The organism is Vibrio sp. 10N.239.311.G01, from assembly GCF_041465805.1.
Lineage (GTDB): Bacteria > Pseudomonadota > Gammaproteobacteria > Enterobacterales > Vibrionaceae > Vibrio > Vibrio crassostreae_C.
Genome location: NZ_JBFSRM010000009.1, coordinates 61,591 through 85,615 on the forward strand (window position 1 = coordinate 61,591; position 24,025 = coordinate 85,615).

The window sequence follows — 24,025 nt, forward strand, 5'->3', positions numbered from 1 at the left end:
GCGCGACTTTGTAGCCATCGCTTAACATTTCACCATGAATATGGTGTATGTTGTTTTAAGGTTATTATTTATTAGGTTGGATGACCATGCCAGTAAATACAATTATGGGGTTATTTGCAAAGTCCCCAATTAAACCTTTGCAGCGTCACGTAGTATGCGTGAACGAATGTTGTTCTCACCTAGTTAATTTCTTTGAAGTTTCTTCAAAAGGTGACTGGGAAAAAGCATCAGAAATTCGAGCTCAAATTTCTCACCTTGAGAAAGAAGCTGACGTACTAAAACGTGAAATTCGCCTTAAACTTCCTCGTGGTTTGTTTATGCCAGTTGATCGCACCGATATGTTGGAGCTATTAACTCAACAAGACAAACTCGCAAACCTAGCGAAAGACATTGCTGGCCGTGTATATGGTCGTCAACTTGTCATTCCTGCTCCTATGCAAGAAAACTTCATCGCTTACGTTAAACGTTGTCTAGATGCAGCGAACCAAGCACAAAACGTAATCAATGAATTAGACGAATTACTTGAGACTGGCTTTAAAGGCCGTGAAGTAACACTCGTTGCCGAAATGATTCATCAATTAGATGTAATTGAAGATGACACGGATGCGATGCAGATCGAACTACGCCAACAACTAATGGCAATTGAAGGCGATCTGAATCCAGTTGATATCATGTTCTTATACAAAATTCTTGAATGGGTTGGTGGTATTGCAGATCAAGCACAGCGTGTAGGCGCTCGTCTTGAAGTAATGCTTTCTCGATCTTAAATCATACGTTAACCATATAACGAAGAGCATTTTTTGAACAAACCACTTATGCGCTGAGTATTCCTCTCGCTGAGCGGTTTTTTGCGTCTAAATTTGTTCCGCTTGTTATCAAACAACTAGGTATTACGATGGATATCCTTGCTAACTACGGCACTGTCCTGATTATTGTTGCAGCAGCTTTCGGTTTCTTGATGGCTATTGGTATTGGTGCAAATGACGTTGCGAACGCAATGGGCACCTCAGTAGGCTCTAAAGCTTTAACCGTTAAACAAGCGATCATTATCGCAATGATCTTTGAATTCGCAGGTGCTTACCTTGCGGGCGGCGAAGTAACAGACACGATCCGTAAAGGTGTTATCGAAACGTCTCTATTCGCTCATCAACCAGATGTACTTGTGTACGGCATGATGTCAGCACTTCTTGCTGCGGGTACATGGCTACTTCTCGCTTCTTACATGGGCTGGCCGGTTTCTACGACTCACTCAATCATCGGTGCAATCATCGGCTTCGCTTGTGTGTCTGTAGGTACTGAAGCGGTAGACTGGAACAGCGTTCAAGGCATTGTGGGCAGTTGGATTATCACACCGGTTATTTCCGGTTTCTTCGCTTACGTCATATTTGTAAGTGCTCAACGACTGATTTTTGATACAGAGAACCCGCTATTTAACGCGAAACGCTTTGTACCGGTATACATGTTCATTACAACAATGGTAATTGCACTTGTAACCATCAAAAAAGGCCTTAAGCACGTTGGTCTTCACCTAAGCAACACTGAAGCATGGGTTTGGGCTGCTGGCGTTTCTGCGCTTGTAATGATCGGCGGTTACCTATACATCCAGAAGAAATTCGCTAACCGCGAAGAAGACCACGGCTTTGCAGGTGTTGAAGGCATCTTCTCTGTACTCATGGTTATCACAGCTTGTGCGATGGCATTTGCACACGGTTCAAACGACGTTGCGAACGCGATTGGTCCACTGTCTGCTGTTGTATCAACCGTTGAGCACATGGGTGAAATCACAGGTAAGAGTACTATCGCATGGTGGATTCTTCCTCTAGGTGGATTCGGTATCGTTGTTGGTCTTGCAACAATGGGTCATAAAGTAATGGCAACCGTTGGTACTGGTATTACAGAACTAACACCAAGCCGTGGCTTTGCTGCACAACTTGCAACTGCATGTACGGTTGTACTAGCTTCAGGTACTGGCCTTCCAATCTCTACTACACAAACACTCGTTGGTGCTGTTTTAGGTGTTGGTTTTGCTCGTGGTATCGCAGCACTAAACTTAGGCGTTGTACGTAATATCGTGGCTTCTTGGATTGTGACACTACCTGCAGGTGCTCTACTTGCTGTTGTGTTCTTCTACGGAATTCAAGCTGCGTTTACTATGTAATCGCGACTGCGTTAGTGAATACTAGCGTCAGAACAGTGTGAGCTTCAGTAACGATATGTAAATGCCATGTCATTATTGACTCAAACGCACAGAAAGGGAGGCTTTGCCTCCCTTCTTTGTTGCACCGCATAAAGAAACTAAATATTATTTGCTGATTGAGGCTGACTCATACGCCTACCCAATTTGAATCGTTAAGGGATTTACTGTGAAAAAACTGATTAGCTTAGTTTTGTTCGCAATGCTTGCGGCTCCAGCTGCCTTTGCACAAGACCGTTATATTGCTGACAAACTATTTACTTATATGCATTCTGGCCCAAACAACACATTCCGTATCATCGGTAGTGTTGATGCTGGTGAAAAGATTACATTCCTACAAACTAACAAGAGTACGGGTTACACCCAAATTCAAGACAACCGTGGCCGTAAAGGTTGGGTTGAAAGCAAGTTTGTAAGCACTCAAGAAAGCATGGCACTGCGTATGCCTAAGCTAGAGAAAGAGCTGACGGAAGTTAAAGGCAAGCTAGCGAATGCTCGTCAGAGTGCTGACAGCGAAAAAGCTGGCCTAGCAAGCTCTCTAGATTCTCGTAACAAGCAGATTGCTGAACTAGAACAGAACTACAGTGAAATTAGCCAACAGCTAACGAGTTCTCAAACAGAGAACCGTGAACTGCGCGCTAAGCTAGACACTCAAAAAGACGACCTACTATTGAAGTACTTCATGTACGGTGGTGGTGTTGCGGGTATTGGTCTACTTCTAGGCCTTGTTCTGCCACACATCATGCCTCGTCGCAGAAAATCACCAAACGGTTGGGCGTAGACTTAACGCTTGTATCAGGTACAGTAAATTCAGTATCGAATATCAAAAAGGAGCACCGAGGTGCTCCTTTTTATTTGTCTGTTATCTAAATACGTATAGAAATCGCTAACCTTTCCACTCGTACAGAGCCGGGATTTCTATCTTCTGTTGATTGAACTCTATGATCACTGATTGTGGCTTAATCTCCAGCAATTGAATGTCTTGTCCAATCCAATCTCCTTGCGCCACTTCTTGACCGTTCACTTTTACCCAACGCTTGGTTTCGCTGCTCGAGTACATATGGGTTTGTAGGTCTAACTTAGGAAGGACGCCTGATAAGCTATTGATGTGCGTTTCCAGCTCAATGACCTGAGAACCCCTTTGCCCTGAGGGTCTAGAATCCATCGGCTCAGGAGCGCTTTGTTGCTCCCCCATAATGGATTCAAGCTTCAATGCCAAATCAGGTGGCAACTCACTGAGGTCTAGCCCTTGCAGCAGATCACTGTCCGATTGTAAGTCACTATTTGATTGCTGATCAGTGCTTGATTGCAGAGCAGTCGTTTCATCACTCGCGCCTGGCTGAACGGATGACGATTCAGAACTGGCTGTCATTTGAGTGTTGTTATCAGCATTAGCGAAGATCACTGCTGAGCCACCAGCGGTGTTTGCACGATTAGCGCCAGAATCAATCTGTGCATACATCTCTTGGCGTGGCAATGCTTTCAACGGTTGGCTCGCCGGTGCAGGGCGAACGGTGAACAAGGCATCTTCTTCCTCAGACACGGCATCCATGCTTGCTATATCAGCATCCGCAATTTCAGGCTCAATGTCTGATTCAGTTTTAAATTCTGGCAGAGCGACATTGGCAGCTTGGTTCACGGCTTCTTGTTGTTGGATATACGATTGATAAGCCAAGACGCCACCCACCAACAAAGAAGGAACCAAGATTAAGAGTAGCCCCATCGCTAACGATGAACCTCGCTTGTTGCTCATCCCTTTTGCAGAATTAGGAACATGATGATTCTGGTAGCCTTTGAAGCTTGGTTTGCTAAGAGAGTGCTGATTAATAGAAGATGGCTTGTGAGTCGGCTGTTTAAGTTCGTGCATAATACGTGACATTAGCTTTCGCCCCCTTCTAGTGACATCAGCTTAGGCGAATCGAGTTGAGCTAATCTCTGCAATCTTGCTAAGGTGCGCTTACCTGCAATGCCATCAACAGACATACCTTGCCACGTTTGAAATGCTTCGATTTTCATTTTTAACTCATAATCAAATACATCACTACCGGAAACAACCTCTCCTAATACTTCAGAAAGCAGTAGATCAAGCAAAGCAACCGCTTCACCTTGATAGCCCTCTTTAAGGGTCTCTCGCAGCGGCTGCTTCCAAATAGCGACGTAATCGCCTTGCCAGATTTGCTCTAAGGATTGCTTCGGCATCACCAACAGCTTTTCATTAACCAGCAACTCGACAGAATCCTTAGACACGCCATACAGCACAGCAAACACTGGTTTTTGGTCTATGTCGAGATTAAGTACCACAGGAACACCAAGTTCTAACAAGGTATCCAAACTGGCCTGCTGCTGCTCACACACAAAAACACTTTGTGGCTCACTTAAGCACAATCCATCACGCAGTGAAGATTGATATCCCCACAGCGTATACAAGTCTTTGATAGCGAGAGAACGATTGGTCCCCTGCATCAAATATTGTTGAATGTGTTGTGGCAATTCAAACTTGGCAGGTTTTGGCTCAGCAACCAACTTAGGAACATCTGATACCAAAGAACGCTGAGTACGTGCTAACACTTCCGTCTTTGCTTCATTTGATGCATCCGTAGGCAACCAAGCATTGATATAGCTTGGAGCGAAGTTAAAGGTCGCTATTGCAAGACCAACGCTTAACGTCGCAATCCCTGCGTATTGGAATAACTTAGGCGCGACACGAGAAGTTAGAGCTTTCTCGACGTGATACACATCGGCCTGAAAGGACATAACCTGCTGACACGCTCGGTTAACCGTTTCATTGCTCGGTAGCTGCTCACCGTCATGAAAAGCCAACTGCAGTGCTTTATCACACACCAAGTTAATGAGCCTTGGAATACCATGCGTATATTGAGCAATCAGCTTGATAGAACGGTTCGAAAACAACATCTGCTCGCCACCCGCCGTCTCCAAACGAAACGCGATGTACTTGCCCGTTTCTTCGGTATTAAGAGGCAGTAAGTGATAACGACCAGTAATGCGCTGTGCTAGCTGACGTAGCTGCGTGGTTTGTAAGTGCTGTTGTAATTCCGGCTGGCCGACCAACAGTACTTTTAACAGCTTACGATTGTCGGTTTCCAAGTTTGTTAGAAGGCGTAACTGCTCCAACACATCGGCAGCGAGGTGTTGGGCTTCATCGATCACCAATAGGGTTTGAATGCCTTCGGCATGGCTATCAAGTAGAAAATAATGAATAGCCTGACTGAGCTGTTTCAACGATGCTTGTTCTGGGTACTCGACCTCAAACTCATCGCAGATAGCTTCTAGTAAATCCGTATTTGAAAACGTAGGGTTAAGTATAAGGCCAGCCTGAGTATGACTATCCAATGAAGACAACATCGCCTTAGCGACCGTTGTTTTCCCTGTACCAACCTCACCAGTAAGCATCGCAAAGCCCCCACCCTCGCCTAAACCGGCTTGTAGGTTCTGCATCGCTTCTTGATGGCGCTGACTCAAAAACAAGTAGCGAGAATTTGGTACAATCGAAAATGGCATCTCAACGAAGCCAAAATATTCCTTATACATGTGCTGCCCTATAATTACGATTAATGGAAAGTACCATTGCTTGCAGTAAAGTCCAGCAGTGATAAAACATTTCGAGGTGATAAGTTGCAAATTTACGATAGCCTACCAAAAGACAACGGGCTACAACGCTATCTAGTCGGTGGAGCAGTGCGCGATAAGCTGCTCAATATTGATAGTTATGATAGAGATTGGGTCGTGGTAGGGAGTACCCCTCAAGAGATGGAAAACCTTGGCTTTACTGCTGTGGGAAAAGATTTCCCGGTATTCTTGCACCCAAAAACCAAAGAAGAGCACGCACTGGCTCGCACTGAGAGAAAATCAGGCTCTGGTTACACAGGCTTCGAATGTTACTTCGCGCCAGACGTGAGTTTGGAAGAAGACCTGATGCGTCGAGATCTGACCATCAACGCTATAGCTCAAGATGATAAAGGCCAACTTCACGATCCTTATCATGGCCAGAAAGATCTCTCGGATCGTATCTTAAGACACGTTTCAGACGCTTTTGTTGAAGACCCTCTTCGTGTACTGCGTGTGGCTCGCTTCGCCGCCAAGCTTCACCATCTTAACTTCACGGTTGCACCTGAAACCATGGATATTATGAGTGAGATCGTCCAATCTGGTGAGCTTGCACACCTTACTGCAGAGCGAGTTTGGCAAGAGTGGCATAAGTCTCTTAGTACACCGCACCCTGAAGTGTTCCTCTCTGTATTGAAAGAGTGTGGTGCATTGGCAGTCGTATTACCTGAGATTGACGCTCTATTTGGCGTCCCTCAACCTGAAAAATGGCACCCTGAAATCGACACGGGTATTCACACTCTGATGGTTGCTCAGCAAGCCGCACTATTAAGCCCATCGCTACCGGTACGCTTTGCAGCTCAAGTGCATGACTTAGGTAAAGGCGTCACACCACAAGCTGAATGGCCAAGCCATAAAATGCACTGCCACACAGGTGTTAAGATAATCAAGAAACTGTGTGAGCGAGTGAGAGTGCCCAATGAGTTCAGAGACCTTGCGTTGTTAGTGTGCGAGCAACATTCTAATATCCACCGCGCAGGCGAGCTCAAACCAACCACCTTTCTCAAGGTTCTCAACAAGTTCGATGTTTGGCGTAAGCCAGATAGGCTCGACGATATACTACTTTGCTGCCAGGCCGACCACGCAGGCCGAAAAGGATTAGAAGATCAGCCTTATCCTCAAAAAGCGCGCTTTGAAGTCGCCTACCAAGCGGCGCTTCAAGTCGAAGTAAAAGCGATCATTACCGATGGTTTTAAAGGCAAAGATATTCGAGAAGAACAAGAGAAACGCAGAGCCATCGCAATTGAAAACGCCCTATCAGAACTCGCTAGCAGTTAATCGTCGCCGCTCTACCTAAAACGTATAAAAAGCCCGCAGTTAAGCGGGCCTTTTGTTTCAATTCTTACAGCGAGACCGTTGCCTGTGTCTGTGTCTGTTACTGCATCATTAAGAAAGCAAACAGACCACAACCTAGAATCAGGCGGTAGATAACGAACGGTGTCATGCCCATACGAGAGATAAGCTTCAAGAAGAAGTGGATACAGATGTAAGCACTGATGAAAGACACCGCAACGCCCGTTAGCAAAGTGCCAACATGGATTGGATCACCGCTTGTCACCAACTTAAGACCTAAATAACCACCAGCCAGAGTGATGATTGGGATAGACATCAAGAAAGAGAATCGAGCCGCCGCTTCACGTGTGAAACCAAGGTAAAGCGCCGCGGTAATGGTTGCGCCAGAACGAGACGTGCCCGGAATGATCGCCATTGCTTGAGCAAGACCAATAAACAGCGCCTTTTTCCAACCCGCTTGGTATTCGTCATCGCGCAGGCTTGAGTTCTTGTCCACCCACCATAACAATAGACCAAAGATAATCGTTGTCGTCGCGATCACCCACGCACTGCGTAAGTAAAGCTCAACAATATCTTTCATCAACAAGCCAAAGATACACGCAGGAATCGTCGCGAGAATGATCATCCACGCTAACTTCGCTTCTTTACTACGATCGCCTTTAAACACTGAACCAAAGAATGCGCTCAACAGAGAGACCACTTCTTTACGGAAATAGATAACAACAGCTGCCAAAGTACCAACGTGGACAGCGACATCAAAAGCCAAACCTTGATCTTCCCAGCCTAAAACAGCTGAAGGAAGGATTAGGTGTGCAGAACTGGAAATAGGTAAAAACTCTGTAAAGCCTTGCACCAACGCCAATATAAACGCTTCAAAATAACTCATTACTTACCTTAAAAATTATAGTTTTATATCTACGACAGAGAGCGAGTCTAATTGCTGCATCTTCTGCCATATTTCACTGACGGTTCTTCCGTCTTGCGGGATCACTCGCGCAGGACAAAGATCATAAAGCGGCTGTGTTACAAAAGGATATTTGTAGATATCACTGCGTGGTAATTCTGGTTCACACTCAGAAACCTCCTCTCCAAACAGCACAATATCAAGATCGAGTTTTCGATCTTGTAGTTTGTGCGCATCTTGAGAGCGACCCCATTTAAACTCAATTTTACGCAGCTGCTGTGAAAATTCAGTCAATGAGAGTGACGTGTCGAGCTCTATCACAAAGTTATAAAACGGATGGCTATTAAAACCGACGGGCTCACAGTGATAGATTTTAGAGCATTTAAGGTTAGTCCCTAACGATTGAAGCTCTGTCCATGCCACCCTTGCATGCTTGTCGCGGTCTATGTTCGTGCCAACACCAACATAGGCTACTGTCATGCTTGACCTCGTTCGATGATCACACCAACGGCTTTTGCTTGTGGCACTGCGCCAGGTTTAGCCAATCGGATTTTAATCCACGGCACAGAGAACTGAGTCATAATAAGCTCTGCGACTTCTTCAGCAACACGTTCTACGAGTAGAAAACGGCCATTTGCAATGTGCTCAAGTACTGCAGTGCTCACTTTCGAATAATCCAAAGCATCAACCACATCATCACTCTTGCCTGCTGGGCGGTTGTCATGAGCCATTTCAATATCAAGCACCAGTTTCTGTTTGATCTCTTGCTCCCAATCGTAAACACCGATCGTTGTAATTACTTCTAGCTGCTCAATGAAAACTTTATCCAGTGCCATGACTTGTCCTTTTAGAGGTCGGATACCCAAATTGGGGAAAAAAACGTATTATTTGCGTAATTCGAGATATGATATCAATTACTCTTGGATTGAGCATTATTTTCCCATCGTTAGGCGTATAACCGTTAAAGGACAGACATGACCCCATTGGCACTTATCATGATCATTGCTGCCTACTTACTAGGTTCAATCTCTAGTGCGGTCTTGATATGCCGAGTTTTGAGGCTCCCAGATCCTCGAACAGTAGGTTCTAACAACCCAGGAGCAACCAATGTCCTGCGTGTTGGCGGTAAAGGCGCAGCAGCTGCCGTCCTTTTGTGTGACATGCTGAAAGGCACTATCCCTGTCTGGCTTGGCTACTACCTCAAGATCGACCCAATCATTCTTGGGGTTGTGGCAATTGCGGCGTGTCTTGGCCATATGTATCCGATCTTCTTCCACTTCAAAGGTGGTAAAGGCGTGGCAACCGCACTTGGCGCTATCGCCCCAATAGGATTCGATCTAACCGGAATGATCATGGCGACTTGGTTAGTGGTCGCGTTTTTGTTTCGTTACTCTTCTTTAGCGGCACTGGTTACTGTGCTACTTGCCCCTTTCTACGCTTGGTTAGTCAAACCTCAATACACATTGCCAGTAGCCATGCTGTGCTGTTTGATCGTGTTGCGTCACCACCAGAATATCCGCCGCCTACTCGATGGCAGCGAACCAAAACTCGGACAAAAAAAATCGGCTTAAACTGTCACGTCTAAGCCGAACCATAATATTCAGTATTTAAAGCTTATAGCAGATGTTTATCTAAAAACGTCTTCAGCATTGTGTTCACAAACTCTGGTTGCTCTAACGAGCTAATATGACCTGCGCCAGGAATCACCACTAATTCACTGCCCGTAATGCAATCGTGCATTAGGTATGACTCAAGTACCGGACGTGGTTTATCTTCTTGTCCTACAGCAATCAAAACAGGCAGAGCAAAGTTCTCTACCGATTCAATCATATCGCGACGTCCAAACACCATTCGACCAATTCGTGCCACTTCTTCAGCGTTGTCGCCCTCAAGAGCTGATAACTGCTGAGTAAAACCTTCAACTAAAGCTGGCGTGTTGGTTTGCGTATCATTAGCGAAGAACAGTGGAACAACCGCTTCAACAATTGGCTGAGGAACCGTCTTGGTTTGAGTGATGGTATCTAACATGCTGAAGTACTTTGCGTGAGCAACTTCTGGTTCTAAACCCACAAAAGTATCCATTAGAACCAAAGACTTAATACGTGCAGGTGCAAGTTCCGCTAACTCAGTCCCCCACATACCGCCAACCGATAAGCCAACCACTGAGAATTCTTCGATCTCTAAATGATCAAGCAGAGCCAAAACGTGCTGAGCGTAATCTTTCAAGTTACGCATCGAAGTGGGTGCTGCTTGAGATTCACCATGAGACCAAAGCTCTGGAACAATACAGCGATACTGAGTTTTTAACGCTTCGATCTGCGGCTTCCACATTGCACTATCCCAAAGGTAGCTGTGGCCGAGTACAACAACAGGGCCTTGACCTTCATCTAGGTACGCCATCGATTGATTGTCTACTGTGAACTTGTTCATTTTCTTCCCTAATCTCTATCAGCAATTATTTATCGACATACAGTCGGTAAGCTAGGATATAAAAACGGCCGCACAAGGCGACCGTTTATCGAAACACTATAGTCAATTACGCAATTGGCTCTAGCTGGTCAATAGGCCAACGCGGTGTGGCATGAACAGACAAATCAGCCGTTTCGCCATTCTTTAGGCGCTGCATGCCCGCATAAGCGATCATCGCACCGTTATCTGTACAGAACTCAGTGCGTGGGTAGTACACCTCACCACCGACTTTCTTAGCAAGCGCCTCAAGCTCAACGCGCAGTTGTTTGTTGGCACTTACACCGCCAGCAATCACTATACGTTTCATGCCCGTTTCAACCAAGGCACGCTTGCACTTGATTACTAAGGTTGCACAAACGGCTTCTTGAAACGCGTAAGCAATATCAGCACGAGTTTGGTCATCATTATCGTTATCACGAATGGTATTCGCTGCGAACGTCTTCAGACCAGAAAAGCTCATATCTAAACCCGGACGATCGGTCATTGGACGCGGGAACTTAAAACGACCCGGAGTGCCTTTTTCCGCCAAACGAGATAACAGTGGACCACCAGGGTAATCTAAGCCCATCAGTTTCGCGGTTTTATCAAACGCTTCACCCGCTGCATCATCAATCGATTCACCAAGGATTCGGTATTCACCAATACCTTTCACTTCTACCATCATGGTATGGCCGCCAGAAACCAGCAGAGCCACAAATGGGAATGGTGGTGGGTTATCTTCTAGCATTGGCGCAAGAAGGTGACCTTCCATATGGTGAACAGGCACTGCAGGCACTCCCCACGCATAAGCAATACTGCGACCAATCGTTGCACCAACCAGCAGTGCACCCACTAAACCAGGGCCAGCCGTGTAAGCCACACCATCAATGTCTTTCGACGTTAGGTTCGCTTCAGCTAATGCCGCTTTAATAAGAGGAATTGTTTTTTTCACGTGGTCACGTGAAGCTAGCTCAGGTACCACACCACCGTAATCGGCGTGCAGCTTTACTTGGCTATATAATTGATGAGAAAGCAGCCCTTGCTCATCATCATAAATCGCGATTCCTGTTTCATCACAAGAGGTTTCAATACCAATAATGCGCATAATTTTCTCGGCACGCTTTCGTCTAAAATGGGAAATTAGCGCAATATTACCCTGCCTAAGCTCTTCAAACAAATATTGTACAGACTATAATCGACAAAGTGCTTTACAAAGCCACTGTGATCGGATTAAAATTCCGCACCATTTTTGATCAAGCTGGTTAATGGCCAAACGCGAATAGAGAGTTAGCTCGATGGGTAACTTCTCTGATTTGGTACTGAGTAGCCAGCGATAATGAATAACCCCTGAGGTGAAAGGCATATGCCAATAGTTAAAGTACGTGAAAACGAACCGTTCGACGTTGCACTACGTCGTTTCAAGCGCTCTTGTGAAAAAGCAGGTATCCTTTCTGAAGTTCGCCGTCGCGAGCACTACGAAAAGCCAACTACAGTTCGCAAACGCGCTAAAGCAGCAGCTCAAAAGCGTCACGCTAAGAAGCTAGCTCGCGAAAACGCACGTCGCGTTCGCCTGTACTAATAACTTAATCCATAAGGACTGAGTTATGGCTCTTATTGAACAACTCAAAGAAGAGCAAAAATTAGCGATGAAAGCCAAGGACAAACCGCGCCTTGGCACTATCCGCTTAGCTCTTTCAGCAATTAAGCAACGTGAAGTTGACGAACGGATCACTCTGAACGACGACGACATTCTTGCTGTATTAGTTAAAATGGTTAAGCAACGTCGCGATTCTGTTGCTCAATATGAATCAGCAAATCGTCAAGATCTTGCTGACGTGGAAAAAGCAGAAATTACGGTACTTGAAGGCTTTATGCCTCAACCGCTAACTGATGAAGAAGTTATTGCACTACTTGATAGCGCAATCGCTGAAGCTCAACCAGAGGGCATGCAAGACATGGGTAAAGTAATGGCTATCTTGAAACCACAAATTCAAGGGCGTGCAGATATGGGTAAAGTTAGTGGTTTAGTTCGTTCTAAACTCGCTTAATCCCAAATCAAATTGCAACAAGCCGTGCAATCCTTCGGAACGCACGGCTTGTTTGTATCTGTAACCTATTCAAACTATTATTATCCACACTCTCAGTTAGTGCATTTTTCTAAGGTTTTATGGCAGGACACATCCCGCGTAGTTTCATCGATGATCTCCTAGCGCGTCTCGACATTGTCGACATTGTGGACGCACGCGTGAAACTTAAGAAAAAAGGCAAAAACTATGGTGCTTGTTGCCCATTCCACAACGAAAAGACCCCTTCTTTTAGCGTAAGCCAAGAAAAACAGTTTTATCACTGCTTTGGTTGTGGCGTACACGGTAATGCTATCGACTTCATTATGGAGTTCGAACGTCTCGATTTTGTTGAAGCGATTGAAGAGCTTGCCTCTTTCTTAGGCCTCGATGTTCCTAGAGAGCAACGTAGCGGCGAGATATCAACAGCACCAAGAGCCAACAGCGAACAAAAACGTAACCTCTACGATTTGATGGGCGGCATCAGTAATTTTTACCGCTCTCAACTGAAAATATCAGCCAACAAACCTGCGATTGATTACCTAAAGAATCGTGGCCTTTCGGGCGAGATCGTCCAGAAGTTTGGCATTGGGTATGTGGCCGATGAGTGGGACTTAGTTCGTAAGAACTTTGGCCAACAGAAAGAAGCCCAAGACATGCTCGTAACTGGCGGCATGTTAATTGAGAACGATAAAGGTAACCGATACGACCGATTCCGTGGACGCGTAATGTTCCCGATTCGCGATCGTCGTGGCCGTGTGATTGGTTTTGGTGGTCGTGTATTAGAAGACGGTACTCCAAAATATCTCAACTCACCAGAAACGCCTATCTTCCATAAAGGTAAAGAGCTTTACGGCCTTTATGAAGTGCTGCAAGCCTACCGTGAACCGCCGCAAATACTTGTGGTTGAAGGTTACATGGATGTCGTGGCATTAGCGCAATATGGTGTTGATTACTCAGTAGCATCACTGGGCACATCGACAACCGGTGACCACGTTCAAATGCTGTTCCGCCAAACCAGCACAGTGGTTTGTTGTTACGATGGTGACCGAGCAGGTAAAGAAGCCGCGTGGCGCGCACTAGAAAATGCCCTTGAGTACCTGAAAACCGGTAACACACTCAAGTTTCTATTCTTGCCCGACGGTGAAGACCCAGACAGCTATATTCGAGAGCACGGCAAAGCCGCTTTCGAACAACTGGTCCACAATGCGACGCCGCTTTCGACCTATTTGTTCGATAACCTAATTGAAATACACAAGTTGAACTTGGGAACAACCGAAGGGAAATCAGCACTGCGTGCACACGCCAGCGCCTTGATTAACAAAATTCCTGACAGTTACTTCCAAGAATTGCTCGAAAAACTGCTCGATGAGCGAACTGGATTTGATAACCAATTGCGACGTGCGCGTGTTCATACACAGAACCCGACACCTCAACCGCATAAAGAGCTGAAGCGCACTCCAATGCGTGAAGTTATCGCTTTGCTTATCCAAAATCCGAGCTATGCTGATATGGTACCGGATTTATCAAGTGTCAAAGGCTTACAGTTGCCTGGGCTAAGTTTATTCGTCGAAGTACTTGATAAATGCCACGCGCATCCCCATATCAACACAGGCCAATTATTAGAGCATTGGCGACACAATAAACATGAGGCTCTTCTGTCTCGTCTCGCGAGCTGGGAAATCCCCCTCGACGAAGACAATCAAGAAGACATATTTTTAGACTCATTGGACAACATACTTGCCCAGTGCGTTGAAAAACAAATTGAAAACCTGCAGGCCAAAGCAAGAAGCGTCGGTTTATCAGCCGAAGAAAAAAGGGAGCTACTAGCTTTAATGCTAGATCTAAAAGCGTAACCCTGTTTGATTAGTCAGCATTTAATAAATTTGTTAACATAATTGGTTTGCATTTGAGAATGCAACGTCCTTCACCAGACCTGAAGTTGGATATCATCTATGGATCAAAATCCGCAGTCACAGCTTAAATTACTTGTTATTAAAGGCAAGGAACAAGGCTATCTGACCTACGCCGAAGTAAACGACCACCTACCTGCAGAAATCGTGGATTCTGAACAGGTAGAAGACATCATTCAAATGATCAACGACATGGGTATCAAGGTAGTTGAAACTGCACCTGATGCTGATGATCTAGCACTTAATGATGACGATGCCAATATAGATGAAGATGCAGCCGAAGCTGCAGCTGCTGCGCTTTCAAGCGTAGAAAGCGAGATTGGCCGTACTACTGACCCAGTTCGTATGTACATGCGTGAAATGGGTACGGTTGAACTACTGACTCGTGAAGGCGAAATCGACATTGCGAAACGTATTGAAGATGGTATCAATACAGTTCAACTATCGGTTGCTGAGTACCCAGGCACTATTCCATACATCTTGGAACAGTTTGACCGCGTACAAGCAGAAGAGATTCGCTTAACAGACCTAATCAATGGCTTTGTTGACCCTGACGACGATGGCACAGCTGCGCCAACGGCGACTCACATCGGTTCAGAACTTGCTGAAACTGATCTGGAAGACGAAGACAAAGAAGACGCTGAAGACGACGAGGAAGAGGAAGAAGAAGATACAGGTATCGATCCTGAGCTTGCTCTTGAGAAGTTCACAGCGCTTCGTACTAGCTACCAGAACCGTCAGCTAGCGATCAACGAGTACGGCCATGAAAGCCCGAAAGCAATGCTTGCAACAACAATGATGCAAGACGTATTCAAAGAGTTCCGTCTAACACCAAAACAGTTTGATTACCTAGTAAACGAACTGCGTAACTCTATGGATCGCGTACGTACTCAAGAACGCCTAATCATGCGTCAAACGGTTGAGTACGGCAAAATGCCGAAGAAATCTTTCATTGCTCTATTTACTGGCAACGAATCTAGCGAAGCATGGTTGGATGAAGTTCTTGCTTCAGACAAGCCATACGCAGAAAAGATCAAACGTAACGAGCACGACATCCGTCGCTCTATCCAAAAACTGGATATGATCGAACGTGAAACGTCTCTTACTGTTCAAAGCATCAAAGATATCAGCCGTCGTATGTCCATCGGTGAAGCGAAAGCTCGTCGTGCGAAGAAAGAGATGGTTGAAGCGAACTTACGTCTAGTAATCTCGATTGCTAAGAAGTACACAAACCGTGGTCTACAATTCCTGGATCTAATCCAAGAAGGTAACATCGGTCTGATGAAAGCCGTAGATAAGTTTGAATACCGTCGTGGTTACAAGTTCTCTACTTACGCTACTTGGTGGATCCGTCAAGCAATCACTCGTTCGATTGCCGACCAAGCTCGTACTATCCGTATTCCGGTTCACATGATCGAAACGATCAACAAACTAAACCGTATCTCTCGTCAAATGCTACAAGAGATGGGTCGTGAACCACTTCCGGAAGAGCTAGCTGAACGCATGCAAATGCCTGAAGACAAGATCCGTAAAGTACTGAAAATCGCTAAAGAGCCAATCTCAATGGAGACACCAATCGGTGACGACGAAGATTCGCACCTAGGTGATTTCATCGAAGATACAACGCTAGAACTACCTCTAGACTCTGCAACGGCAACCAGCCTACGCGGTGCAACTAAAGACGTTCTTGCAGGCCTAACACCTCGTGAAGCTAAAGTACTGCGTATGCGTTTCGGTATCGACATGAACACTGACCACACTCTTGAAGAGGTTGGTAAACAGTTCGACGTAACTCGTGAACGTATCCGTCAGATCGAAGCAAAAGCACTGCGTAAACTTCGTCACCCAAGCCGCTCAGAAACTCTGCGTAGCTTCCTAGACGAGTAATCGCACACTCAAGTGTGGTTAGCTTTTAAGCATAAATAAGAAAAGGTGAGCGTTGGCTCACCTTTTTTTTATCTGTGTGATTTAAGTGGCTAAGATGTAAGCGGAATTGCCCCTTATAGTGTCTAGACACCATTGAACGCTTCCCCTATAATCTATGCCCTACGGCCCCTTAGCTCAGTGGTTAGAGCGCACGACTCATAATCGTTCGGTCCCCAGTTCAAATCTGGGAGGGGCCACCAAATTAGAAAAGCCAGAACAGTTCACGCTGCTCTGGCTTTTTGCTTTTCTGATTCAGTACCAATCACCCCCTGCACTTCCGAACCAAAAACGAATCGTCCCGCACACAATTCCAATTGCCTCTCTGTGACTAAACATACTTTTCTTTTATAAAAAAATCGGCAATATGAGAGTACATAAATCGCTCAATAGTTCAGGGAAGACTCATGAAAGACGAAACACTCTCGATTCACTTCGGTTACGACACTGATCCAACAACCAAATCGGTTGCCACTCCAATCTACCAAACCGTCGCGTACGAATTCGATGACGCACAACACGGCGCCGACCTCTTCAACCTTGCGGTGCCAGGCAATATCTACACTCGCATAATGAACCCAACCAATGATGTGTTAGAAAAACGCATGGCCGCCTTAGAAGGAGGTATCGCAGGCTTAGTGGTAAGTGCGGGCAGTGCTGCGATCAACTATGCGATTCAGACGTTGGCGCAAATCGGTGACAACATTGTTTCAACACCTCAGCTTTACGGTGGTACTTACACCCTATTTGCTCATATGCTGCCAAACCAAGGGATCGAAGTTCGTTTTGCTAAAGACGATAAACCAGAAAGCTTAGCGGCACTGATTGACGAAAAAACCAAGGCGGTTTACTGCGAAAGTATCGGTAACCCAGCAGGTAATATTATCGACTTAGAGCGTGTTGCTGAACTTGCTCACGCACAAGGTGTACCTGTGATTGTTGATAACACGGTGGCGACGCCTGTACTGTGTAAACCTATCGATTTTGGTGCTGACATCGTGGTGCACTCACTAACTAAATACGTGGGTGGTCACGGTACAACGTTAGGTGGCGTGATTGTCGACTCAGGTAAATTCCCATGGGCACAGCACAAGGACCGCTTCCCTGTGTTTAATCAGCCAGAGCCTTCTTATCATGGCGTGGTTTATACCGAGGCCTTTGGTGAGGCTGCGTTTATTGGTCGTGCTAGAACGGTTCCCCTACGTAATACAGGTGCAGCACTGTCACCAATGAATGCTTTCATGTTGATGCAAGGTTTGGAGACGTTGTCGCTACGCATGGAGCGACACACAGAGAATGCCTTGAAAGTAGCGGAATACCTCAAGCAACACGAGAAAGTCAGTTGGGTAAGTTACGCTGGCCTGCCTGATTCAGAATTCTATCCACTCGCTGAAAAGTACATGCAAGGTAAGCCATCGGCCATTCTATCTTTTGGTTTAAAAGACGGTTATGAAGCCGGTGTTCGCTTCTATGATGCACTGCAAATCTTCAAGCGCTTAGTTAACATTGGCGATGCGAAATCTCTCGCTTGTCACCCAGCTTCGACGACACACCGTCAACTAAGCGAAGCTGAACAGAAACAAGCCGGTGTATCACCGGAGATGATTCGCCTATCAGTAGGTATCGAGCACATTGACGATATCTTGGCTGACCTAGAGCAAGCACTGAGCGCTTAATGACGCTACAGCTAGCTCTAACACTGATCGTTAACTAACAGACATAAAAAAGCCCATCACAGGATGGGCTTCTTATTATCTATATCTTAGGTAAGCTGTCGATTACTCAACTGTTACCGCTTTCGCTAGGTTACGAGGTTGGTCAACGTCGGTACCTTTTATTAGTGCGACATGGTAAGACAGCAGCTGCATCGGTACTGTGTAGTAGATAGGCGCTGTTACTTCACTTACGTGAGGCATCTTGATGATCTTCATGTTCTCATCGCTTTCAAAGCCCGCATCTTCATCAGCGAATACGTAAAGTAGACCGCCACGAGCACGCACTTCTTCAACGTTCGATTTCAGCTTCTCTAGCAAGTCGTTGCTTGGTGCAATAACGACTACAGGCATATCTGCATCGATAAGAGCCAAAGGACCGTGCTTAAGCTCACCAGCTGCGTATGCTTCTGCGTGGATGTAAGAGATCTCTTTCAGTTTAAGAGACGCTTCCATCGCGATTGGGTAGAACTCACCACGACCCAAGAACAGTGTGTGATGCTTATCAGCAAAATCAGGTGCCAGTGCTTCAATTTCTTTATCGAACGCTAATGCTTTCTCGATATCAGCAGGCAGTTGGTGAAGTGCTTGAACGATTTCCGCTTCTTTTTCTTCATTGATACGACCTTGTAGACGACCAATTGACGTTACCATCATCAGCATCGCTGCTAGTTGAGTTGTGAAAGCTTTAGTAGAAGCAACACCGATCTCTGTTCCTGCGCGAGTCATGAAGGCAAAATCAGATTCACGAACCAGTGAAGAACCCGCAACGTTACAGATAGTCATTGCAGACATATAACCCTTCTCTTTTGCAAGACGAAGTGCAGCAAGCGTATCCGCCGTTTCACCAGATTGAGACAGAGTCACCAATAGGCTGTTCGGACGAACAACGAAATCACGGTAACGGAATTCAGAAGCAATCTCTACGTCACAGCTTACGCCAGCTAGAGATTCAAACCAGTAACGCGCTGCCATGCCTGAGTTGTAAGACGTACCACATGCGATGATCTGCACGTGTTCAACCTTGCTTAGGATCTCTTCAGCTTTAACGCCGATCGCGTTAGTGATAACCGAAGTGTCAGAGATACGGCCTTCCATTGTATTGATCAGCGCTGTTGGCTGCTCGAAGATCTCTTTCTGCATGAAGTGGCGGTATTGACCTTTGTCACCTGCGTCGTGTTCAGCGTTTGACTCAACGATTTCACGCTCAACACGCTCACCCGCTACATCAAATACCGTAACATCACGACGAGTTACCTCAGCAACATCACCTTCTTCTAGGTACATGAAGCGACGAGTTACGCTCAGCAGCGCCAGTTGATCAGAAGCAAGGAAGTTCTCGCCGACACCAAAACCGATAACGATCGGGCTACCAGAACGAGCTACAACGATACGGCTAGGATCTTTACGATCAACCGCAACCGTGCCGTACGCACCGTCTAATTGTTTTGCTGTTTTCTGTAGCGCTTCAACCAAAGAAGCTGAAGTGCGAAGTTCCCACTCAACTAAGTGAGCAATAACTTCTGTATCCGTTTGTGAAGTAAATACGTAACCACGCTCTTGCAGCATAGCGCGCAGTGCTTCGTGGTTTTCGATAATGCCATTGTGTACAACGGCAATATCACCAGACATGTGTGGGTGTGCGTTCGCTTCAGACGGCTCACCGTGTGTCGCCCAACGTGTATGAGCGATACCTGTACCACCAATCACTTGTTGCTCTTCTACTGCGTCAGCTAGCTCTTGTACTTTACCTAGGCGGCGTACACGAGTTAGGTTAGATTCAGTATCGACTACAGCGACACCAGCTGAATCGTAGCCACGGTATTCTAGACGACGAAGGCCTTCTACTAAAATTTCAGCTACATCACGCTGTGCTACTGCACCAACAATTCCACACATAGTTTCACTCCATCAATTTTGTTTTATTCCTATTGGCAGCAAGCAAAGGCCAAATCTTCATTAAGATCAATTATAGGAAGGTAAATGCATAATACTTAAATTTGTTTTTACGCTGGATCGGTCAGGATCACTCGAACATCATGTGATTCGATACTTGCTTTGGATTCTTCGCCTAAGTCTGTATCGGTAATTAAGATGTCAATGTGTTCCCATGCCAGCTCTAAGTTCGGGATCTTTCGTCCCACCTTTTCCGACTCAACCATCACGATCACTTCTCGTGACACTTCAGCCATTACTTTGCTCAGGCCAACCAGTTCGTTAAACGTGGTTGTGCCTCTATCGAGGTCGATACCATCAGCCCCAATAAATAGTTGGTCAAAATCGTAAGCACGAAGTACCGACTCTGCAACTTTGCCTTGGAAAGAGTCCGAATGGGTATCCCAAGTGCCGCCAGTCATTAATAACGTCGGCTCGCTTTCAAGCTCATTAAGCGCATTAGCAACGTGCAATGAGTTGGTCATAACAACCAAGCCACGCTTAGCATTAAGCTGCTGAATTAGAGCACCGGTCGTACTGCCACTATCGATCACGATGCGGTTATGGTCGCGAATTAAATCTGCAGCGGCTTTTGCCAATGAAATCTTTCGAGTCGAAACTTGTTGACCCAGCTCTTCGTTGACAACCTCTTTCGGTAACGAAATCGCACCACCATAACGGCGTAAAAGCTGACCGTTTTTCTCTAAAGACGCCAAGTCCTTTCTAATAGTGACTTCTGAGGTTTCGAACTTAGCGGATAATTCATCAACACTAACCTCCCCTTTTTCATTCACTAGGTTAGAAATTGCATGTCTTCTGAGCTGGGTGTTTCGTTTCGACATTTAAAAAAGGCCATTAAGTTTCGATATGAAACATATTATAGTTACAACGAAACTATTTAGTCCATTTATTTTGATCCAAAAAATTAATAAATAGCGATAAAACCTTGTCCTAAGACAATTGTTAAGCAGTGATATTGAACTCATTAGGTGGTAGAATCCGCACCCGAAAAGAAAAAAAATTACAAAACTGACTGTTATTTTTTTGCAACTTACCCCCTATATAGTGGGGTAAGTCACAGAAAACCGATATTGAATCAAAATCTTTTAGTCATAAAATGACTAAAATTGATGAAAGACTTACAACTCTGAAGGACATATTGGAAGTCCCGCGCTTTTACACAACAGGCACAAAATGTTGATGTAGCGGACCAATCTTCAGAACTTAAATAAATTTCAAATTGTAACAATACTTACCGGAGAGTACCTTCCATGAAAAAGACCAAAATCGTATGTACGATTGGCCCTAAAACTGAATCTGTAGAGAAGCTAACTGAACTAGTAGATGCTGGCATGAACGTTATGCGTCTTAACTTCTCTCACGGTGATTTCGCAGAGCACGGCACTCGTATCGCGAACTTCCGTAAAGTAATGGAAAACAAAGGTGAGCAACTTGCTATCCTTCTAGATACTAAAGGTCCAGAAATCCGTACTATCAAACTTGAAGATGGTAACGACGTAGATCTAGTAGCTGGTCAAGAGTTCACTTTCACAACTGACGCAACAGTTGTTGGTAACAAAGACGTAGTAGCAGTAACTTACCTAGGTTTCGCTAAAGACCTAACAGCAGGTAACACTATCCTTGTTGATGACGGCCTAATCGAAATGGAAGTTATCGCAACAACAGAAACTGAAGTTAAGTGTAAAGTTCTTAACAACGGTGCTCTAGGCGAAAACAAAGGTGTTAACCTTCCTGGCGTTTCTGTTCAACTTCCTGCTCTTTCTGAGAAAGACAAAGCTGACCTTAAGTTTGGTTGTGAGCAAGGCGTAGATTTCGTTGCTGCTTCTTTCATCCGTAAAGAAGAAGACGTTAAAGAAATCCGTGAGCTTCTAAACGCTAACGGCGGCGAGAACATCCACATCATTTCTAAGATTGAAAACCAAGAAGGTGTAGATAACTTCGATTCAATCCTTGAAGCTTCTGACGGCATCATGGTTGCTCGTGGTGACCTAGGTGTTGAAATCCCAGCTGAAGAAGTAATCTTCGCTCAGAAGATGATGATCGAGAAGTGTAACCGTGCACGTAAGATGGTTATCACTGCAACTCAAATGCTTGACTCTATGATCAGCAACCCACGTCCAACTCGTGCTGAAGCGGGTGACGTTGCGAACGCAATCATGGATGGTACTGATGCAGTAATGCTTTCTGGTGAAACTGCTAAAGGTAAGTACCCAGTTGAAGCTGTTACTATCATGGCTCAAATCGCGAACCGTACTGATTCAGCTCTTAAAGCTGAGCTAGGTTCTCGTCTAGACAGCCCACGTCTACGCATCACTGAAGCAGTATGTAAAGGCGCTGTAGACACAGCAGAGAAGCTAGCTGCTCCTCTAATCGTTGTTGCAACTGAAGGCGGTAAATCTGCACGTTCAGTACGTAAGTACTTCCCAACTGCAAACATCCTAGCTCTAACAACTAACGAAAAGACAGCTGCACAGCTAGTTCTTACTAAAGGTGTTAAGCCAGTTCTTGTTGACTCTATCGAGAACACAGACGCGTTCTACATCAACGGTAAAGAAATCGCTCTACAATCTGGCCTAGGTAACAAAGGCGACATCGTAGTTATGGTTTCTGGTGCTCTAGTAGCTTCTGGTACTACAAACACGGCATCTGTTCACGTTCTATAAGAATGAACCGATTCGCATAAAATATAAAAGAGGGCTTCGGCCCTCTTTTTTTATGAAACAAAATCTTGCCTAACTTTTCAGTACGCTGTATTATCAATCACAATAGAACTACGTACTGTTAACCTCCAATTGACTCTTTCTAAGAGACGGATTAGCAGACTAGAAATCATATATAGATGAGGTTTGTAATGTCTAGTCCTACGCTCACTGAAAAAGTATCAAAGATGATTCGCCAAGATATTCTTAATGGTGAGTTAACCCCAGGCCAAAAGCTTGTTGTTGCTGATCTAAAAGCACGCTACAACGTTGGCGCATCCCCTATTCGCGAAGCCTTGGTACAGTTATCTTGGAGCAAATACGTAAAGCTAGAGCCACAAAAAGGCTGCTGGGTATCTCCTGTATCAAAGAAAGAACTGAATGACCTATACGAAAGCCTTCGTGTTGTATCATCGGTTCTGCTTAAAAAAGCGATTGCAGCAGGTGATGAGAGCTGGGAACTGGATGTACTAACGTCTTACCATAAACTATCGCGAGTACAGTACGTATCTGAAGAGTTTGACTGTGTAGAATGGGAAGAGCGCCACCAGCAATTCCATGTCGCACTGCTTGAAGGTGCAGATTCAGAGAACATGTTTAAGTTCTTTGATGACCTAATTAACCAAGTGAAACGTTACCGCTTCCTCGCTATGTCTGCAGAAAGCGCATCAGATGATCTGTTCAATATTGATGAACACGAAATGATCATGAAACTAGTACTCTCTAAGAATGTAGAACAAGCGACTGAACTGCTTGATCAACACCTGCTAGGTTCAATGAAACGAATTGAAGAAGTTATCGAAGCGGCATGATGCCAAGATAGATTCTAACCAAATAAAAACGGAGCCCAATGGCTCCGTTTTTTGTTTCCAGTATTACGACTGAACTACCACCCAAAAAACTCTTTGTGATGAGTATTGAGTAGCACAACCATAGGTAAAAAATACAAAGCACTCAATTGAAAGCCAAGAATGGCTAATGTGCCTATGGTTAACCTCACTAAAAAATCGACAAACATACCACGCCTCTTTTAACCAGACTGTATGATCCCCAAACTATTGCTCCAGCTAACCTAATTCTACTGCTGCCTTTCAAGTTATTGATAAGGCTAGCTAACCAGCTGAATTAAGTTAACGGTGTCATCCTTTTACATCTGGTAAACACTCTATTTATTACATCGTTTAACACGATGTAATCTGAAGCAAAGTAGTTTACTTACTGTTAATTTTAGCTCAAATTTCCACCAAAATTAGACTTTAGTCTAACTGTATAGATTTTGTGACACAGGTCACTCAA

At 45.2% G+C, this 24,025-nt stretch carries 21 protein-coding genes and 1 tRNA gene; 13 read left to right on the top strand and 9 right to left on the bottom strand.

Features of this window, described 5'->3' with window-relative positions:
• Positions 1–86 precede the first annotated feature (86 nt).
• The 3 genes from AB6D06_RS09440 (at position 87) to AB6D06_RS09450 (ending at position 2,975) form a co-directional block, all read left to right on the top strand.
• Positions 87–767, top strand: a complete 681-nt coding sequence (locus tag AB6D06_RS09440) for a TIGR00153 family protein (RefSeq protein WP_010434644.1) — start codon at positions 87–89, stop codon at positions 765–767.
• Between the two features lie 128 nt (positions 768–895).
• Complete coding sequence (locus AB6D06_RS09445) at positions 896–2,158, top strand: inorganic phosphate transporter (RefSeq protein ID WP_017062916.1); 1,263 nt, start codon at positions 896–898, stop codon at positions 2,156–2,158.
• A 205-nt stretch (positions 2,159–2,363) separates the two neighbouring features.
• Entirely contained in the window at positions 2,364–2,975 is a 612-nt protein-coding gene (locus AB6D06_RS09450; RefSeq protein ID WP_017062917.1) for a TIGR04211 family SH3 domain-containing protein, read from the top strand.
• Positions 2,976–3,080: 105 nt separating this feature from the next.
• Here AB6D06_RS09450 and AB6D06_RS09455 read toward each other — a convergent pair whose 3' ends face one another.
• Together AB6D06_RS09455 and AB6D06_RS09460 are read right to left on the bottom strand one after the other, a co-directional pair.
• Entirely contained in the window at positions 3,081–4,073 is a 993-nt protein-coding gene (locus AB6D06_RS09455) for a general secretion pathway protein GspB (RefSeq protein ID WP_372110141.1), read from the bottom strand.
• Positions 4,073–5,743, bottom strand: coding sequence for an AAA family ATPase (locus AB6D06_RS09460; RefSeq protein ID WP_372110142.1), 1,671 nt, complete (start codon positions 5,741–5,743; stop codon positions 4,073–4,075). The genes AB6D06_RS09455 and AB6D06_RS09460 overlap by 1 nt, the downstream gene beginning before the upstream one ends.
• A gap of 36 nt (positions 5,744–5,779) precedes the next feature.
• On the opposite strand from AB6D06_RS09460, the gene AB6D06_RS09465 reads away from it, so the two are divergent.
• The gene (locus AB6D06_RS09465) at positions 5,780–7,096 is read left to right on the top strand and encodes a multifunctional CCA addition/repair protein (protein ID WP_372110143.1); all 1,317 of its coding nucleotides are present in this window, start codon (positions 5,780–5,782) and stop codon (positions 7,094–7,096) included.
• 97 nt (positions 7,097–7,193) lie between these two features.
• Here AB6D06_RS09465 and AB6D06_RS09470 read toward each other — a convergent pair whose 3' ends face one another.
• Genes AB6D06_RS09470 through folB form a run of 3 tightly spaced genes read right to left on the bottom strand, consistent with a single transcriptional unit; the run spans position 7,194 to position 8,851 of the window.
• Positions 7,194–7,997 carry an undecaprenyl-diphosphate phosphatase gene (locus AB6D06_RS09470; protein ID WP_010434624.1) on the bottom strand — a complete coding sequence of 268 codons (804 nt, stop codon included), beginning with the start codon at positions 7,995–7,997 and terminating at the stop codon, positions 7,194–7,196.
• Between the two features lie 15 nt (positions 7,998–8,012).
• Positions 8,013–8,495, bottom strand: a complete 483-nt coding sequence (folK, locus tag AB6D06_RS09475) for a 2-amino-4-hydroxy-6-hydroxymethyldihydropteridine diphosphokinase (RefSeq protein ID WP_017062921.1) — start codon at positions 8,493–8,495, stop codon at positions 8,013–8,015.
• Positions 8,492–8,851 (bottom strand): dihydroneopterin aldolase, encoded by a 360-nt coding sequence (folB, locus tag AB6D06_RS09480; protein WP_017061412.1) that lies wholly within the window; start codon positions 8,849–8,851, stop codon positions 8,492–8,494. Before folB ends, folK begins: the two co-directional genes overlap by 4 nt.
• A 138-nt stretch (positions 8,852–8,989) precedes the next feature.
• Between folB and plsY the strand changes: the two genes are divergently transcribed.
• Positions 8,990–9,586, top strand: coding sequence for a glycerol-3-phosphate 1-O-acyltransferase PlsY (plsY, locus tag AB6D06_RS09485; protein WP_009847793.1), 597 nt, complete (start codon positions 8,990–8,992; stop codon positions 9,584–9,586).
• Positions 9,587–9,629: 43 nt separating this feature from the next.
• Here the strand turns inward: plsY and AB6D06_RS09490 are convergent, their stop codons facing one another.
• Positions 9,630–10,445 carry an alpha/beta fold hydrolase gene (locus AB6D06_RS09490; protein ID WP_017061411.1) on the bottom strand — a complete coding sequence of 272 codons (816 nt, stop codon included), beginning with the start codon at positions 10,443–10,445 and terminating at the stop codon, positions 9,630–9,632.
• Between the two features lie 106 nt (positions 10,446–10,551).
• Positions 10,552–11,568 carry a tRNA (adenosine(37)-N6)-threonylcarbamoyltransferase complex transferase subunit TsaD gene (gene tsaD, locus AB6D06_RS09495; protein WP_017061410.1) on the bottom strand — a complete coding sequence of 339 codons (1,017 nt, stop codon included), beginning with the start codon at positions 11,566–11,568 and terminating at the stop codon, positions 10,552–10,554.
• A gap of 258 nt (positions 11,569–11,826) precedes the next feature.
• On the opposite strand from tsaD, the gene rpsU reads away from it, so the two are divergent.
• The 6 genes from rpsU (at position 11,827) to AB6D06_RS09525 (ending at position 18,038) form a co-directional block, all read left to right on the top strand.
• Positions 11,827–12,042, top strand: a complete 216-nt coding sequence (gene rpsU, locus AB6D06_RS09500; RefSeq protein ID WP_004396009.1) for a 30S ribosomal protein S21 — start codon at positions 11,827–11,829, stop codon at positions 12,040–12,042.
• Between the two features lie 25 nt (positions 12,043–12,067).
• Positions 12,068–12,511, top strand: coding sequence for a GatB/YqeY domain-containing protein (locus tag AB6D06_RS09505; RefSeq protein ID WP_372110144.1), 444 nt, complete (start codon positions 12,068–12,070; stop codon positions 12,509–12,511).
• A gap of 119 nt (positions 12,512–12,630) precedes the next feature.
• Entirely contained in the window at positions 12,631–14,382 is a 1,752-nt protein-coding gene (gene dnaG / locus AB6D06_RS09510) for a DNA primase (RefSeq protein ID WP_017069474.1), read from the top strand.
• A 99-nt stretch (positions 14,383–14,481) separates the two neighbouring features.
• The gene (gene rpoD / locus AB6D06_RS09515; protein ID WP_048614894.1) at positions 14,482–16,326 is read left to right on the top strand and encodes an RNA polymerase sigma factor RpoD; all 1,845 of its coding nucleotides are present in this window, start codon (positions 14,482–14,484) and stop codon (positions 16,324–16,326) included.
• A gap of 163 nt (positions 16,327–16,489) precedes the next feature.
• Positions 16,490–16,565: transfer RNA gene (locus tag AB6D06_RS09520), tRNA-Ile, on the top strand.
• A 204-nt stretch (positions 16,566–16,769) separates the two neighbouring features.
• Positions 16,770–18,038 (top strand): O-acetylhomoserine aminocarboxypropyltransferase/cysteine synthase family protein, encoded by a 1,269-nt coding sequence (locus tag AB6D06_RS09525; protein WP_017061406.1) that lies wholly within the window; start codon positions 16,770–16,772, stop codon positions 18,036–18,038.
• A gap of 102 nt (positions 18,039–18,140) precedes the next feature.
• Here AB6D06_RS09525 and glmS read toward each other — a convergent pair whose 3' ends face one another.
• The gene (gene glmS / locus AB6D06_RS09530; RefSeq protein ID WP_017061405.1) at positions 18,141–19,973 is read right to left on the bottom strand and encodes a glutamine--fructose-6-phosphate transaminase (isomerizing); all 1,833 of its coding nucleotides are present in this window, start codon (positions 19,971–19,973) and stop codon (positions 18,141–18,143) included.
• A gap of 107 nt (positions 19,974–20,080) precedes the next feature.
• Positions 20,081–20,851, bottom strand: coding sequence for a DeoR/GlpR family DNA-binding transcription regulator (locus tag AB6D06_RS09535; protein WP_017061404.1), 771 nt, complete (start codon positions 20,849–20,851; stop codon positions 20,081–20,083).
• 429 nt (positions 20,852–21,280) lie between these two features.
• Between AB6D06_RS09535 and pykF the strand changes: the two genes are divergently transcribed.
• Together pykF and AB6D06_RS09545 are read left to right on the top strand one after the other, a co-directional pair.
• Positions 21,281–22,693, top strand: coding sequence for a pyruvate kinase PykF (gene pykF / locus AB6D06_RS09540; protein ID WP_017061403.1), 1,413 nt, complete (start codon positions 21,281–21,283; stop codon positions 22,691–22,693).
• A 176-nt stretch (positions 22,694–22,869) separates the two neighbouring features.
• The gene (locus AB6D06_RS09545) at positions 22,870–23,541 is read left to right on the top strand and encodes a GntR family transcriptional regulator (protein ID WP_136979312.1); all 672 of its coding nucleotides are present in this window, start codon (positions 22,870–22,872) and stop codon (positions 23,539–23,541) included.
• Positions 23,542–24,025 lie beyond the last annotated feature (484 nt).